The organism is Pseudorhodobacter sp. W20_MBD10_FR17 (assembly GCF_052119765.1).
In the GTDB taxonomy this organism is placed as follows: domain Bacteria; phylum Pseudomonadota; class Alphaproteobacteria; order Rhodobacterales; family Rhodobacteraceae; genus Pseudorhodobacter.
The window spans coordinates 84,308-97,992 of sequence record NZ_JBGQOQ010000010.1; the positions used below are offsets into that span (position 1 = coordinate 84,308).

Sequence of the window (13,685 nt, forward strand, 5' to 3'; positions counted from 1 at the left end):
AAAGTGCCTATTTTAACACGCGCTTAACCCGCCCAAAGGGCGCGCGCGGGCCTTAAGCCTCAAACGCAGCCTTATAGACTCCACCCGGTGAATTCGTGAAAATCTCGGCGCCGGTGGCAGTGACACCGATAGAATGTTCATACTGGGCGCTTAGTTTCCCATCGCGCGTAACCGCAGTCCATTCATCCGACAGTACCTCGGTTTCGGGGCGGCCCATGTTGATCATTGGCTCGATGGTGAAAATCATACCCTCTTCCAGCACGGCAGTCCTGTCTTCGACCGAACGGCGCAGGGTTGAAATTTTGTTGCCCTGCGCATCTTTGCGGAAATTGGCGTAATGCAGCACGTTTGGCGGCGCATGGAACACGCGGCCAAGGCCGTGGCCACAGAAATCACGCACCACCGACAGGCCATTCTTTTCCGCATAAGACTGGATCGCATAGCCGATATCGCCAAAGGTATTGCCCGGCTTTACCGCCTCAATCCCCAGCATCAGGCTGTCATGCGTCACCTTCATCAGGCGTTGGGCAAAGGGTTTTGCGGTGCCTGCCACATACATCCGACTGGTATCGCCGAACCAACCGTCCAGAATAACCGTAACGTCGATATTCAAAATATCACCGTCCTTCAGCACATCATTGGCCCGCTTGGGAATTTTCGCCCCCGGAATGCCATGGCACACCACATGGTTCACCGAAATACAGGACGCATGTTGATAGCCCCGATACCCGATCGTGGCCGAGGTAACACCGCGACGCTCGACTTCGGCGTTAATGAACGCATCTAGCGCACCGGTGGTTGCACCGGGCACAACCAAAGGGCCGACCATATCCAAAATCTCGGCGGCAACCTGACCCGCCGCGCGCATGCCTGCGAAATCCGCATCTTCATAGATGCGAATGCCGTCTTTTGTCATCCGTCCGCGTGTATCGTCCAAAACCCGTGCCTCATCTTGATATATTTACACTAAAATAGGCTTATCGGGACAAAATGGCCAGAGGGTGTGGCAAACTGAGTTTGAAACCGCCCTACCCGCGCCTTATATCAAGAGGGGAACAACCCCAGAGGAGCCGAAAATGCCCAACCCGACTGCCGCGATGCTGGTCATCGGAGATGAGATTTTGTCGGGGCGCACCCGTGACAGCAACACGCATTTTCTAGCCGGAGAGCTGACACGCCACGGCATTACATTGGCCGAGGTGCGGGTCGTCTCGGATGATCGGGGCGCGATTATTGCGGCGGTGAATGCGCTGCGGGCGGGGGTGGATCATCTGTTCACCTCGGGCGGAATCGGGCCGACTCATGACGATATCACCGCCGAGGCAATTGCGGCGGCCTTTGACGTGCCGATCAGCAAGCGGGCCGATGCCATGGCGCTGTTGGCCGCGCATTACGACCGCGCGGGTATGCCGTTTAACGAGGCGCGGCAACGCATGGCGCGTATTCCTGATGGGGCCACGCTGATCGATAACCCGATCTCTATCGCCCCCGGATTTACGCTGGGCAATGTACATGTCATGGCCGGCGTGCCTAATATTTTCCAAGCCATGGTTGCCAGCGTTTTGCCCAACCTGACCGGCGGCGCGCCATTGCTTAGCCAATCCTTGCGGGTTCATCGCGGCGAAGGCGAGGTGGCCGAACCATTTGGCGCACTTGCGGCCGCCTATCCCGATCTGTCGATGGGGTCGTATCCCTTCACCCAAAATGGCGCGCATGGCACGAATTTGGTCATTCGCGGCACCGATGCTGGCCAGATTGACGCTGCGATGATCCAGCTTGCGGCGCTATTTCCCGCATGACGCCCGCGCAAATCTATGACGTGCTAGAGCATACTTGGCCTGCTGCCAGTTTGCGCAGCACTGGCCCATGGATGATCCGAGAGGGTGCTGGCGGTGGGCAGCGCGTTTCAGCAGCGACGGCCGAGGCGGCTGTGACAGATAACGATATTGCAGGGGCCGAGGCCGCCATGCAAGCTCTTGGCCAAGATGCCCTGTTCATGATCCGGCATAGCGATATTGCGTTAGACCTGTTGCTGGCCGCGCGGGGCTATGTGCTGCATGATCCGGTGGTTGTCTATGCGGCCCCTGTCGCGGCGTTGGCGCTGCCGGCACCTACCGCTATGTCGGCCTTTGCCACTTGGCCTCCCCTTAGCATTGCCGCCCAGATTTGGGCAGATGCGGGCATTGGGCCAGGCAGGCTGGCCGTGATGGACCGTGCGAAAGGACCAAAAACCACAATTTTGGGGCGTGTGAATGATCGGGCATCAGGCGTGGCTTTTGTGGCTTGCCATGCGAATGCGGCGATGCTGCACGCGCTAGAGGTGTGCCCGAGCCAACGACGGCAAGGTTCCGCCAACAACATCATGCGGATGGCGGCAGGCTGGGCACAAGATCAAGGTGCGGAAATGCTTTGCCTTGCTGTCACGCAGGCAAATACGGTGGCCCGTTCGCTCTATGCTTCCCTTGGAATGGAAGCTGTGGGACAATACCACTACCGGAAAAAGCAACCCAAAGAGGCACCGGAGCAGTGACACGCCTAAAGGCCCTAACGAAACGAATTGCGCCGTTCGCCCCAGCTTGGGCGTGGGCTTCTATCGCGTGCTGGTTCCTCGGCACGGCGGCAGCGCCGGCCTTTACGCTTGAATTTCCGGGCCCCGCAACGCCGACCTTTGGCCCGACCACCACGCGCGACAGTTATGCAATGCCGACAAGCGCTTGGAGCCCCCAAGCGTTTTCGACGCAGAGCATTGACGGAATGGTCGAACGCGCAGCCTGGCAAGTGGACACACCCAAGCTAAGCAGTCTTGATCTGATGCAACCTTTGCGCGCACAACTGTTGGACGCCGGATTCAAACCGGTTTTTGAATGTGAGACGATGGTTTGCGGCGGGTTTGATTTTCGCTTTGCAATCGATGTGTTGCCGGAACCGCAGATGCATGTTGATCTGGGCGATTTTCGCTTTCTGTCGGCCGAGCGTCAGGTCGCTGGCGAAACCGAGGCGGTTGGCGTGATCGTCAGCCGTTCGGCCAACAAGGGCTTTGTTCAGGTCACGCGGGCGATGGCGGATGCAGGCCCGCCCCTCTTTGCCGCGACGAACGGCATGGGCGAAGGGTTCGAGCCTTTGACCGGCGAAACAGTAAACCTTACCGCCCCAAACCAGCCCCCCCTTATTCCCCCAGCCGATGGTGCATCGGATGGATTGCAATTCGTGACCAAAGGCTCGTTGGTTCTGGACGGGTTGGATTTTGGCAGCGGCGCCGCAGATCTGACCGAGGGGCGCTATGCATCACTGGCCGCTTTGGCAGAGTGGCTGAAGGACAATCCGAACAAGATCATAGCGCTCGTCGGCCATACCGATACCTCGGGTGGGCTTGATAGCAATCTCCTTATATCTAAACGCCGCGCCGCCTCGGTTCGCGCCCGGCTGATTGAGGCATATGGCATTCCGCCCAGCCAAATTGAGGCCCAAGGCGTTGGGTATCTTTCGCCGATCGCCAGCAACCTGACCGAGGAAGGCCGCCGGATCAACCGACGGGTTGAGGCTGTTTTAACCTCGGTTCAGTAACCGATTCTTGCTTTCGAAGTCGCGTGAATACTCTCACATTTTAGGATAGCACTTCGGCGCGCGACCCGCATTTTCCTAAGCTTTGTATACCCCCTAATTGCCTCCTAAACGAGCACCGAGGGCGGCACGAAAACGGGACAGGTCCAGATTTCATGAAAAGCTCCTTACCAAAGCGCTGGAAACCAAAGCCCAGCCATCAGCAACCACAAAGAACGCGAGCTTAAATGGCATTGAGACGACCGCTGGGGGAACCATCATCATTCCCATCGACATAAGTACGGCAGCTACAACGAGATCAATAATCAAAAAAGGTAAGTATATCAAAAAGCCAATTTCAAAGGCTCTTTGGATTTCAGACAACAAAAAAGATGGCACCAAAAGCGAGAGAGATGCATCGACCGGTGCCGAGACTTGCACCGGCCGCATCGCTTGCATGGTAGAAAAGGTTTCAGGATCCATTCTCGCAGCCATGAAAACACGAAATGGTGCGATTGTTGACGTCATAGCCTCTTCGATTGGGATCTTATTTTCAGTAAGCGGCTGAATGCCTTTTACCCAAGCTTCTGTGAAAACCGGTTCCATCACAAACCAAGTTAGGAACAGCGCGAGGCTAATGATCATCATGTTTGGTGGCGATTGTTGCAGACCAATAGCTTGCCGTAGAATTGACAGAACCGTAACGATAAACGGAAAACAGGTAACCATAACCGCAATTCCGGGGACCAAACTTAGTACTGTGACCAATGAAAAGAGCTGCACAACCCGCCCTGAGAGGCTAGGGCCTTCGCCAAGTTCCAGTGTAAACTGCTGGGCCAACGCCGGAGATGCAAACAGCAAGAGCGCCAGCGCTACGCCCAGCAACCTTGTCATGATAAACCTCCGCGCAGGTTTGCCACCTCGGTCAGGCGAACGGCCAAACGACCTGCATTTTCGCCTTCCATTTCTTCGAGTTCACCGCGTGCGATCAAACGATCCCCGACCCAAAGCTCTACCGGGTCATCAACGCGGCGATCTAATGCCAGCACGGCATCTTTCTGAAGTTTCAACAGCTCTCGAACCTGCGGACGGGCGCGGCCGACCGAAATTGTGATTTCAATCGGCACTTGGCTAAACGGGTTTGCCTCTGAAAGATCATCCACTTTTTGTATCCTTTGTCATAAGCTTGAAAAAATCCTGCAAGGCTGATTTTGCTTCTGTGATTGCCCCGTCAAGATCGACCCGGGTTTCATTTTCGCCAAGCAGCAAGAACACCTGCCCTTCACCAAGGGTGGGCTCTTCTACGAGGGAAAGAGGGGGGCAGTTTGCCTGCTGGATGAGCGGTTCGATTGCATCGCGGCTTGCGGGATTGAATAAAATTTTAATCGGGGTGTCTGCGGCGCTTTCAGCCAGTGGCAACAAGGCCTGAAGAACCGTAGCTCCCAAGGCTGTTCTTGCTACTTCTGGCAAGAACTGACCAACGAGTTCGGTCAAGAGAGGTTCGAGCGCACGCAGAACATGCACGCGCGCCTCGTGGTAGGTGAAGCTAAGAGATTGCAAATTATGTGCTAAATCAGCAGCAAGTTGACTTTTCTCTTCGTTCTGCGCCGAAACTGAATCGTCCCATCCTGCAGCATAGCCTTGCTCGTATGATACAAGCCTGGCCTCATCGAGCGCATCCAAATCTTGCTGCTCTGCCTCAACTTTAGGGGTGCCAGCGGCCTCGAATACCTCAAGCTGTAGCGGCGGCATTATGCTTGTTCCTCTTCTTCTGTCTCCATCCAGCCACGCAGAATCTCGACAGTCTCGCTTTGCCGCTCATCAATCAAGCGGCGCAGACGATCCATCGGGTCTGACGGTTTTCCATCTGCATCAAAATCTTTCGATACAACTGGCAAATCTGGCAAATCATTGTCGTCAATTTCACCGGTCAAAACACGTGGGGTACTTGTTTCACGCGATTCAGCCGTCACCTCTTTTGAAGGCAGGGCCAAAGCGCGATCAGCGCCGATTGAACTTTCGGCGGGCTTGGCTGTTGCCGTAAGAAGGGGGCGCACGACGAACAAGCCCAATATCAGCGCGACTACGGCCAAAACTGCCACCTGAATTATGGATAAAAGATCTAGCGGCCCAAATATGGACAGCATACTGGCTTCAGCAACGGAGCCGACATCGGACAGGGGTTCAAACTCCAGCGATTTCAAGACAAGAGCATCCCCTCTTGCCTCGTCCAACCCCGCCGCCGATGTCACCAATTCGCGCAAAACCGAAAGTTCTTCTTCACTGCGAGGTTGCCATGACGTTGTACCATCCGCCGCGGTGACTTGGGCACCATCAACAAGTACCGCAACCGAAATTCGGCGCAATGCACCAGGGCTTTTCAGAATTTCCCGCTGCGTTTCGGAAACCTCAAAGTTTACGCGCTCGCGGGTCTCTGTCGAATTGCTTTTGCCTTCCCCCCCATTCGCCGCATCACCTGTCGGCAGATTTGACGCAACAGTGACATCGCCAGCAGGTTGCGTCGCAGAATTGCTGCGCTGTTCCGAGTCTGATGATATTGCGACCCGACCTTGGGGATCGAACTTGCGCTCTGTAATTTGTTCACGATCTGTCTCAACCTCGACAGAAACCTCGACCACAGCTTTGCCAGGGCCAACCCGTGCAACCAAAAGTCGTTCAATATTTCTTTTCAGCTCTTCCGCACGAGAATCAGCACCAAAGCTTGGGCTAGTTGCGCCTTCGCCCGAGGCGATAAAACCCGCAACGCTATCAATGACCGACACGTCACTTGGCTGCATCCCCGAGACAGCTGCCGCAACGAGGTGGCGTATGGCATTCGCTTGCGTCTCAGAGAGGGTGCCGGAAGTCGATGTAACTGTCACGCTCGCCGTCGGCTGGCGATCACGCTGAAATGGCTGCGATTGCGACTGGGCGATATGGACGCGCGCCGTACGAATCGCTGGGGCGGCAACAATGGTTCGGGCAAGTTCACCTTCTTTTGCCCGCCAATAAGCGGCATCAAACATCTGCGAGGTTGTGCCAAAGCCGGTCAGCCCGTCAAGCAGCTCATAGCCAGCAGCGCCCGTAGCAGGAAGGCCATCGGCGGCCAAGACCATCCTCAACGAATCTCTTTGGGTCGCATCAACCCGAATCGTATCGCCAACAACTTCATACGCCACACCGCGCTGATCCAACGCGCGAATGACCTCACCCGATGCACTGTTATCGAGGCCCGCATACAGCAATGCCATTCCGGGCGTTGCGGCCATACGTGAAAGGCCAAAAATAGCCAAAAACATAGCGAGGGTAGCACCAACAATAACAATGCGGCGGCGCAGATTGAGGGATGACCAAAGCGAAATCAGGTTTTGCATACGAGTTATTTCCTTTCAGGGCTTCTGCCCCTGTCGCATTCAGGTTTCGCGGATTGGTCTTAACAATCGGTTAGTGAACATCGGTTTATATGGAATTTAGATTTAATTGACGGAGACACCGATGGCAGACGCCAAAACCCCAAGTGAAGACGAACCACCAAAGAAGAAATCAAAGCTGCCGATCCTCATTGGTTTGGTTTTGGCGCTGGTTCTTGGCGGCGGCGGATTTTATGCAACTTGGTCCGGCATGATTCTCGGCGAGTCACATGAAGAACCGGTAGCCGAGCCAATCGGGCCACTGCCTAACATTGCCTTTGTGCCAGTCGACCCCATTGTAATTTCGCTGGGGCCGGGTGCTACGGCGCGGCACCTTCGGTTCACGTCTCAGCTTGAGGTAAACAAACCTGCGACCGAAGATGTCACGCTTCTCATGCCGCGGATTCTAGATGTCTTGAATGGGTATCTTAGAGCAATCGACGTGGCCCAACTGGAAGATCCGTCAGCTCTGGTTCGCATTCGCGCGCACATGTTGCGCCGCATTCAAATCGTGACCGGTGAAGGCCGGGTGCGCGATATTCTAATCACCGAATTCGTTTTGAATTAAGTTAGGAAAGAGCATGCAATTTATAGCAGATATTCTTTTGGCGTCAGGCGCCTTTGGGGCCGCAATCTACTGCTACATTCTGGCGCAGCGTCTTAAAAAACTCCAGACGCTTGAAACCGGAATGGGGGGCGCAATTGCTGTGCTATCCGCTCAGGTGGATGACATGACGCGCGCGCTGGAAACGGCACGTGGGGCTGCGGATCGGCAGGTAAAATCACTTGAAACAATGACCCAGCGGGGCGAGGACGTTGCCGGGCGGCTTGAGTTATTGTTGGCATCAATGCACGACTTGCCCGAAGAACAAAAAGCCCCCCCTCCCCCAGAAGCCGAGCCTGAAAAGCGATTGCGTTTTGTACGCCGCAAATCAGCGCAGGACAACTTGGAGGCGGCAGAATGAGTATGGGATCCAATCCTAAGACTGCGCGCCGTAGTGGCCGAGGAACGCTCTTTATCCTTGCTATGCTGTTGGCATTCTCTGGCGCGTTGCGTTTGGGTGATGGAATTGGAATTGCCATTGCGCGGGCGACAACCCCCGAAAACGGCGCGCAAGCCGAACACTCGATGCCGGCTTTGGATTGCCCCCTGCCTCCGGCCGCCTTGGCAGAAGCCCTTTCCGAGCGAGAAGCACGTGTTTCAGCCAAAGAAACCGCATTAGAGGATCGCCTAGCAGCGCTTGCTTTGGCGGACCAAGCCATTGATATTAGGATGAAAGCTCTTGCCGCGGCAGAAGATCAGTTGAGTGAAACTTTGGCCCGTGCGGATGGGGCATCGGAAGAGGACCTGACGCGCCTTACAGAAGTGTATCAGTCAATGAAGCCGAAAGAGGCCGCAGCCCTGTTTTCAGCTATGGCACCAGAGTTTGCAGCAGGTTTCCTAGGCCGAATGCGCCCAGAGGCTTCGGCGGCAATTTTGTCGGGAATGACTCCTGACGATGCCTACGCGATCAGTGTTATTTTAGCTGGTCGAAACGCAAACGTGCCCAAGAACTAACGCATCATCAGGCTTTATTAACCCGTCTCTGTCACCCTGAAATCAGATAAAAATCAGGAGCGTGCAATGTTTGGCATAATAGGTCTCGTCGTCATATTTGTGATGGTTTTTGGCGGGTATATGCTCGCCGGAGGGAAGCTGGGAATCATTCTTAAGGCTATGCCATTTGAGATGGTGATGATCGGCGGGGCGGCGCTCGGAACGTTCTTGCTTTCGAATGACTTGCCTTCGGTTAAACAAACCGCAAAAGATATTGGTAAGGTTTTTAAAGGCCCAAAGTGGAAGCCCGCCGATTACCGAGATCTATTGTGTTTGCTTTTTGAGTTGGTCCGCATCGCCAGAACCAACCCCGTCGCTCTAGAGGAGCACATTGAAAACCCCTCAGAATCTGCTGTCTTCAGTCGCTACCCCAAGATTCAACATGACCACGAATCTGTCGAACTGATCTGCGATACATTGCGCGCAGCGTCGATGAACTATGATGACCCGCACCAAGTGGAAGAGGTGTTGGACAAGCGCATGGAAACCAATCAGCATCATGCAATGCATTCAAGCCATGCACTGCAAAGCGTAGCTGACGCCCTGCCCGCGCTCGGGATCGTTGCGGCCGTTCTTGGGATCATCAAGACAATGGGTGCATTGGACCAGCCACCCGAGATTCTAGGTAAAATGATCGGTGGCGCATTGGTTGGAACGTTTCTAGGTGTTTTTCTCGCCTACGGCATCGTGGGTCCGTTCGCTACGCGTGTCAAAACGGTGACTGAAGAAGACAACCACTTCCACATACTGATTCGAGAGGTGCTGATCGCAAACCTTTACAGCCACCCGCCAAACATATGCATTGAGGTTGGGCGCCAAAACGCGCCACACCATGTCCGTCCAACTTTTGGCGACTTGGAAGAAGCGATGCGCGCACTAAAGCAAGACGCGGCATGAAAGCTTTCCTTATACTCTTCTTCGTGTGGTTCGCGACCGCATCTAATTCACAAACTGTCGTTGTACGTTCTGGTGAACATGATGGGTTTACGAGGTTGGTTGCTTCTTGGCCAAGCAACAAAGAATGGCGCTTGTTTCGAACCCGTGAAGGGTATGATCTCGTTATTGACAGCAAAGACGTCCAGTACGATCTTGCTGACGCCTTTAAGCGCATAACGAAACGACGCATTGCAGAAATGAATGCGCAAGCTGATACACTTCATATAATGCTGTCGTGCGAATGCTATGCCGCGCCAATTGCATTGCAAGCTGGTGTGCTGGTTGTCGATATTGTAGACGGCTCCCCGCCTGATGGATCAGCCTTTGAACTGGACAGAGATGGGCGGACTGCAGCTCCCCTGTCTAGCTTAGAAATTGCGCCAGAAACGACTAGAACAACGGACAATCCCGAAGAAAAACAACTATCAACAGACGTCGCCAGCGCAATTAAAAACGCTGCGCGGCACACACCCAGTCTGCCTCCGACTCGCATTTTGGCGGCAGAACCATCTCTAGACCATGTAAGAAACGAACTGTTACTGCAACTTAGTAAAGGCGTTGCGGCTGGCGTAGTTGATGCCGTCGACAAGATAAAAAGTGATGAGCAGGATCGCGAAGGACATGCGTTGGAAAAAAACATTAGAATCAAACGCGAAATGGGATTGGTCGCTGGCGCCAGCAGACCGAGCGAGGATGAGATGACTGCCGCAGGGAATGCTTGCATACCAGATGACAAACTCAATATTGGCAACTGGGCAGATCCTTCAAATGTGGCGGCTGAATTTGCAAATAATACCACAGGGCTCGTAGGAGAATTCGATCACCCCGAGGCTGATGCGATTTCTAGGGCTATGCGATACTATTTATCTCTTGGATTTGGGGCCGAAGCTCGTCAAATAGCAAGTGGGTTCAAGAGCTCCCCAGCGCAGCGTGCTCTACTCGAAACGCTTTCATATATCATTGACCTTGAGATCCCACCCGGCTCGGAATTCGCAGGTATGGAAAATTGTGACACCAATGCCGCCATTTGGGCTGTCCTTGCGAAACAAGAGCTAAAGCCACTCAACCACATTGCGATCCCTGCAATGCTAAGAGCGTTTTCTGCATTTCCCACCCATTTGCGCCGTCAGCTTGGCCCAGGATTGGCCGAACGATTTTTAGCTGCCGAAGACTATCCAACCGCAATGGCCGTTAGGGATGCAATGATGCGTACGGCGCAAGAAAACGATCCGCCGCAAGCTATGCTCAATGCCCGCATTCAATTGGCTGAAGGAGACATAGCATCGGCTGAGGTGCAGCTTTCGCAATTGGCAGGAGCTTCGACCCCAACCGGTATCGCAGCCACAATTGCGCTAATTGAAACACACGTTAATGAAGGGAGAGAAGTAACGCTCGACCTGGCAGTAACCGCCGAAGCCCTGCTGAAAGAGGCACAAGGAGGCACAAACGAGACTGGGCTGCGCGAAGCTCTTGCACTTGCTTATGCTTCACAGGATCGTTTTATTGACGCATTTAAACAGGTTGATAAATACGATCCAAAAGCAAAGCAAGTCTGGGAAGTGCTTGCCAACCATGGCTCGAATGACGCAATTTTAACGATTGCCACTTTACAAGCTGAACAAGAAAAACCTCAAATTACAGATCAGACCCGTCAAAAAATTTCTCGCCGCTTGTTAGATTTAGGTTTTCCAGACAAAGCCCTGCTATGGCTAGAGGCAGGATCAGAACGAAACGACGAAGGCCTGGTGTTGGCGGCCGAAGCACAGCTATTACTCGGTAATAATTTGGAAGTACTTAGCCTGCTCGAAGGACAAGAAAATGAGAATAGCAATAAATTAAGGGCACGCGCGTTAGCCAAGATGCAGACGGCCGATGCAGTTGACCAGCTCGCACAATCTGGCCAAGAAAATGAGGCCAGCATCGCTGCACGACAAAAGCGCGATTGGCCAGAGCTTATGACGTTGAACGAGAGTGGAATCTGGCGCGATGCTGCGGCGCTAACAGAAGCATCACCAAAAGTCGACGTTTCTACAACCACAGCGCAGACGGCGCAACAAAGTGAGTCCGAGGTTAAAGGCCCATTGGCTCGAACGCGCGACACACTTGCGGAAAGTGAAAAAGCGAGAGCAGTGTTAAATCAGTTGCTTTCATCTCAGCATGTACCGAATTGACCAATCAATAGTCTGAGATTGACATCCCCCCGTTTAGCACACGACGAAGTTGCTCTTTATCGTATATCTATGCCGCAAGTTGTTTTGAGGGATGGTCAAATGGCACAATCATCATTGAAGTTCTATGGCCCACTCAGATGTGTTATACTTCAAAATCAGGGGCCTACAATTAAATCGACCATGCAAAACTGCCTTTTAGCGCCACCAAAACGCTGGTCCACTCGGACTATCCGAGAATACTTACTGCAAGCTTTAGGGGTCTAGGCGACCGCAACACTGCGTCACTTGACCCCCCAAAATACAGTTTTTGTTAGCCGCTGAAAGTTAACGTGCCACTGCCATCAGTGTGCCTGAAATCACGAAATCAGATTGATTGGTGAGAGATTTTTTCAACGGAACGGCCAGCGACAACCCAAAGCTGGTCTTATCATCCAGAGAGAAGTTGACCCCCACACCTGTAGATACCAATGTCGTGGACTTCGGAAAGGTCGAATAAACCGCCCCCACATCCGTAAATGCAAAGGCATCAAAAGACGTTTCTTTGAAGGGTATTTGGTCGTGCAATTCCAGCCGGCCATAGAATCCACTGTCTCCTGCGATACCATCAGACGGATATCCGCGCACCGTTGACGGTCCCCCGATCTGGAACAGCAGGTTGCCCGGAACAAGCTTTGCACGCGTATGTTGCCAAGCTCCACTACCGATAAACGTCAGTCCATTTTCAAACCTGTATTGACCGTTCACAGACCCTGCGAGCAGGAAGATATCACGGGACGTTCCTGCAAGGACGTCTTTGGAGTTCGCAAACACTGCCTGCACCTGAGTTGCCATTGACCCTTTATCGCCCTTATACGACATGCTCACACCAGGCGCGTATTTGATCGTACCCGAGTCAACAAGTGGAACGCCTGCCGACCAAGACTTGTTCTCGCCGTAAAAGGCAGACCCGGTCCCAAGGACGGTCCATTTGTCATTCAAGAAAAGCGGATGGGTCACAGAAAGACTAGCAGACTGCGACGCCCCCGTGATTTTAAGAATTTTAGTAGGACCGCTCACAACGGTGACATCAGATGCCGTATAGCTTGCTGCAAGTCTGGTGCCGCGCGTGTTGATCGGGAATTCGTATCGTGCAGTGCCTGACATGCTACCTTCACTTGTGGCAACGTAGGCCAGAAATGTATCATCCCGGCCCATAATGCCATAGCGGCGATAGAGGAAAGAGGCCTGCAATTCGCCAGTCGATTCAACACCTTCGTTATCAATATAGAACTGGAGTTCGTCTTGGGGCGGCTCGGTAATGCCCAAAAGCAGATCCGTATAGCCGAATTCTGCACCCGGCTGAAGCAACAGCCGCAACTGTGCACGGTTCGTCCGATTGAACAGTTCAATATCACTTCCGGCAGTCGGGACATCGACGGTCGTGCCTTTTGAAAGCCGTACGCTGCCAAATATATAGTCATTTTTTGACACATGGTCACCGACCAAAGCGACATTGCCAACTTGGCCTTCGACCAGCCGAACCTGAAGATTACCATCAGCGAGATTTTGGGGGGGCAAGATGGCTGCCGCTGTCACGACCCCTTTTTCTGCGTAAAGATCATTGACGTCGCGCACCAATTCCGAAATCTGCGAAAAGTCGACGGCTTTAGATCTGTATTTTACAGCAATCGTTTCCAATTCTGCATCGCTCAGAAACGCTGAAGGCGGCGCAAACGTAATGGATTTAAGCACGACTGTCGCGCCGCCCCGCGGCGGCAAGTCACGACGGTTCAACGGATCGGCGACGACTCCTGGGCCGTCTTGCTTAACGGTCGTGGCTTGGTCAATCGCATCAAGTCGGTCGATGTTTTGGTCTGCCAGTTTCGCTGACAAGTCCGCCGTTGGCGCGGCGTTAACCATTTGAGCATATTCGAACTGCACCCCCACAAGGACACACCCGACCAAAGCGGAAGAGACTGAAAGACGCCGGAAGCAAGATCTCATTGGGTAATCCTTATAGTATTCAGAGGTCGGCAGGGCGACGTTATGGGC

General features: G+C 53.6%; 14 protein-coding genes. 8 read left to right on the forward strand and 6 right to left on the reverse strand.

All coding sequences use genetic code 11. From position 1 onward, the window contains the following. Positions 1–52 precede the first annotated feature (52 nt). Positions 53–937 carry a type I methionyl aminopeptidase gene (gene map / locus ACEN2J_RS08995; RefSeq protein WP_442105121.1) on the reverse strand — a complete coding sequence of 295 codons (885 nt, stop codon included), beginning with the start codon at positions 935–937 and terminating at the stop codon, positions 53–55. 139 nt (positions 938–1,076) lie between these two features. Here map and ACEN2J_RS09000 point away from each other — a divergent pair, with 139 nt between their 5' ends. The 3 genes from ACEN2J_RS09000 to ACEN2J_RS09010 are packed head-to-tail and all read left to right on the forward strand — an operon-like array spanning position 1,077 to position 3,564. Beyond that, a complete protein-coding gene (locus ACEN2J_RS09000; RefSeq protein WP_442105122.1) occupies positions 1,077–1,799 on the forward strand; it encodes a competence/damage-inducible protein A in 723 nt (240 codons plus the stop codon). Then, positions 1,796–2,530, forward strand: coding sequence for a GNAT family N-acetyltransferase (locus ACEN2J_RS09005; RefSeq protein WP_442105124.1), 735 nt, complete (start codon positions 1,796–1,798; stop codon positions 2,528–2,530). The genes ACEN2J_RS09000 and ACEN2J_RS09005 overlap by 4 nt, the downstream gene beginning before the upstream one ends. Continuing rightward, entirely contained in the window at positions 2,527–3,564 is a 1,038-nt protein-coding gene (locus ACEN2J_RS09010; protein ID WP_442105126.1) for an OmpA family protein, read from the forward strand. Before ACEN2J_RS09005 ends, ACEN2J_RS09010 begins: the two co-directional genes overlap by 4 nt. Before the next feature lie 150 nt (positions 3,565–3,714). Here the strand turns inward: ACEN2J_RS09010 and fliP are convergent, their stop codons facing one another. The 4 genes from fliP to fliF are packed head-to-tail and all read right to left on the reverse strand — an operon-like array spanning position 3,715 to position 6,914. After that, positions 3,715–4,434, reverse strand: a complete 720-nt coding sequence (gene fliP / locus ACEN2J_RS09015; protein WP_442105127.1) for a flagellar type III secretion system pore protein FliP — start codon at positions 4,432–4,434, stop codon at positions 3,715–3,717. Then, positions 4,431–4,703, reverse strand: a complete 273-nt coding sequence (locus tag ACEN2J_RS09020) for a FliM/FliN family flagellar motor switch protein (RefSeq protein ID WP_442105128.1) — start codon at positions 4,701–4,703, stop codon at positions 4,431–4,433. Before ACEN2J_RS09020 ends, fliP begins: the two co-directional genes overlap by 4 nt. Continuing rightward, positions 4,696–5,292 (reverse strand): flagellar biosynthesis protein, encoded by a 597-nt coding sequence (locus tag ACEN2J_RS09025; protein ID WP_442105130.1) that lies wholly within the window; start codon positions 5,290–5,292, stop codon positions 4,696–4,698. The genes ACEN2J_RS09020 and ACEN2J_RS09025 overlap by 8 nt, the downstream gene beginning before the upstream one ends. Then, complete coding sequence (gene fliF, locus ACEN2J_RS09030; protein ID WP_442105131.1) at positions 5,292–6,914, reverse strand: flagellar basal-body MS-ring/collar protein FliF; 1,623 nt, start codon at positions 6,912–6,914, stop codon at positions 5,292–5,294. Before fliF ends, ACEN2J_RS09025 begins: the two co-directional genes overlap by 1 nt. 121 nt (positions 6,915–7,035) lie before the next feature. Between fliF and ACEN2J_RS09035 the strand changes: the two genes are divergently transcribed. The 5 genes from ACEN2J_RS09035 to ACEN2J_RS09055 all read left to right on the forward strand — a co-directional run bounded on the left by ACEN2J_RS09035 (position 7,036) and on the right by ACEN2J_RS09055 (position 11,654). After that, entirely contained in the window at positions 7,036–7,518 is a 483-nt protein-coding gene (locus tag ACEN2J_RS09035) for a flagellar basal body-associated FliL family protein (protein ID WP_442105133.1), read from the forward strand. 13 nt (positions 7,519–7,531) lie between these two features. Next, positions 7,532–7,915 (forward strand): hypothetical protein, encoded by a 384-nt coding sequence (locus tag ACEN2J_RS09040; RefSeq protein WP_442105135.1) that lies wholly within the window; start codon positions 7,532–7,534, stop codon positions 7,913–7,915. Beyond that, positions 7,912–8,508 (forward strand): MotE family protein, encoded by a 597-nt coding sequence (locus ACEN2J_RS09045; protein WP_442105137.1) that lies wholly within the window; start codon positions 7,912–7,914, stop codon positions 8,506–8,508. The genes ACEN2J_RS09040 and ACEN2J_RS09045 overlap by 4 nt, the downstream gene beginning before the upstream one ends. 66 nt (positions 8,509–8,574) lie before the next feature. Further along, on the forward strand, positions 8,575–9,444 hold the full coding sequence (motA, locus tag ACEN2J_RS09050) for a flagellar motor stator protein MotA (RefSeq protein ID WP_442105139.1): 870 nt from the start codon (positions 8,575–8,577) through the stop codon (positions 9,442–9,444). Then, complete coding sequence (locus ACEN2J_RS09055) at positions 9,441–11,654, forward strand: hypothetical protein (RefSeq protein ID WP_442105141.1); 2,214 nt, start codon at positions 9,441–9,443, stop codon at positions 11,652–11,654. The genes motA and ACEN2J_RS09055 overlap by 4 nt, the downstream gene beginning before the upstream one ends. A 324-nt stretch (positions 11,655–11,978) precedes the next feature. Here ACEN2J_RS09055 and ACEN2J_RS09060 read toward each other — a convergent pair whose 3' ends face one another. Beyond that, positions 11,979–13,637: a ShlB/FhaC/HecB family hemolysin secretion/activation protein gene (locus tag ACEN2J_RS09060; RefSeq protein WP_442105143.1), complete on the reverse strand. Its 1,659-nt coding sequence runs from the start codon at positions 13,635–13,637 to the stop codon at positions 11,979–11,981. Positions 13,638–13,685 lie beyond the last annotated feature (48 nt).

Bases quoted from the DNA above. Each gene is read 5' to 3' on its own strand.
- ACEN2J_RS09060 (WP_442105143.1), bottom strand. From the start codon at position 13,637: ATGAGATCTTGCTTCCGGCGTCTTTCAGTCTCTTCCGCTTTGGTCGGG.
- ACEN2J_RS09000 (WP_442105122.1), top strand. From the start codon at position 1,077: ATGCCCAACCCGACTGCCGCGATGCTGGTCATCGGAGATGAGATTTTG.
- ACEN2J_RS09055 (WP_442105141.1), top strand. From the start codon at position 9,441: ATGAAAGCTTTCCTTATACTCTTCTTCGTGTGGTTCGCGACCGCATCT.
- ACEN2J_RS09005 (WP_442105124.1), top strand. From the start codon at position 1,796: ATGACGCCCGCGCAAATCTATGACGTGCTAGAGCATACTTGGCCTGCT.
- ACEN2J_RS09035 (WP_442105133.1), top strand. From the start codon at position 7,036: ATGGCAGACGCCAAAACCCCAAGTGAAGACGAACCACCAAAGAAGAAA.
- fliF (WP_442105131.1), bottom strand. From the start codon at position 6,914: ATGCAAAACCTGATTTCGCTTTGGTCATCCCTCAATCTGCGCCGCCGC.
- motA (WP_442105139.1), top strand. From the start codon at position 8,575: ATGTTTGGCATAATAGGTCTCGTCGTCATATTTGTGATGGTTTTTGGC.
- fliP (WP_442105127.1), bottom strand. From the start codon at position 4,434: ATGACAAGGTTGCTGGGCGTAGCGCTGGCGCTCTTGCTGTTTGCATCT.
- ACEN2J_RS09025 (WP_442105130.1), bottom strand. From the start codon at position 5,292: ATGCCGCCGCTACAGCTTGAGGTATTCGAGGCCGCTGGCACCCCTAAA.
- ACEN2J_RS09040 (WP_442105135.1), top strand. From the start codon at position 7,532: ATGCAATTTATAGCAGATATTCTTTTGGCGTCAGGCGCCTTTGGGGCC.
- ACEN2J_RS09045 (WP_442105137.1), top strand. From the start codon at position 7,912: ATGAGTATGGGATCCAATCCTAAGACTGCGCGCCGTAGTGGCCGAGGA.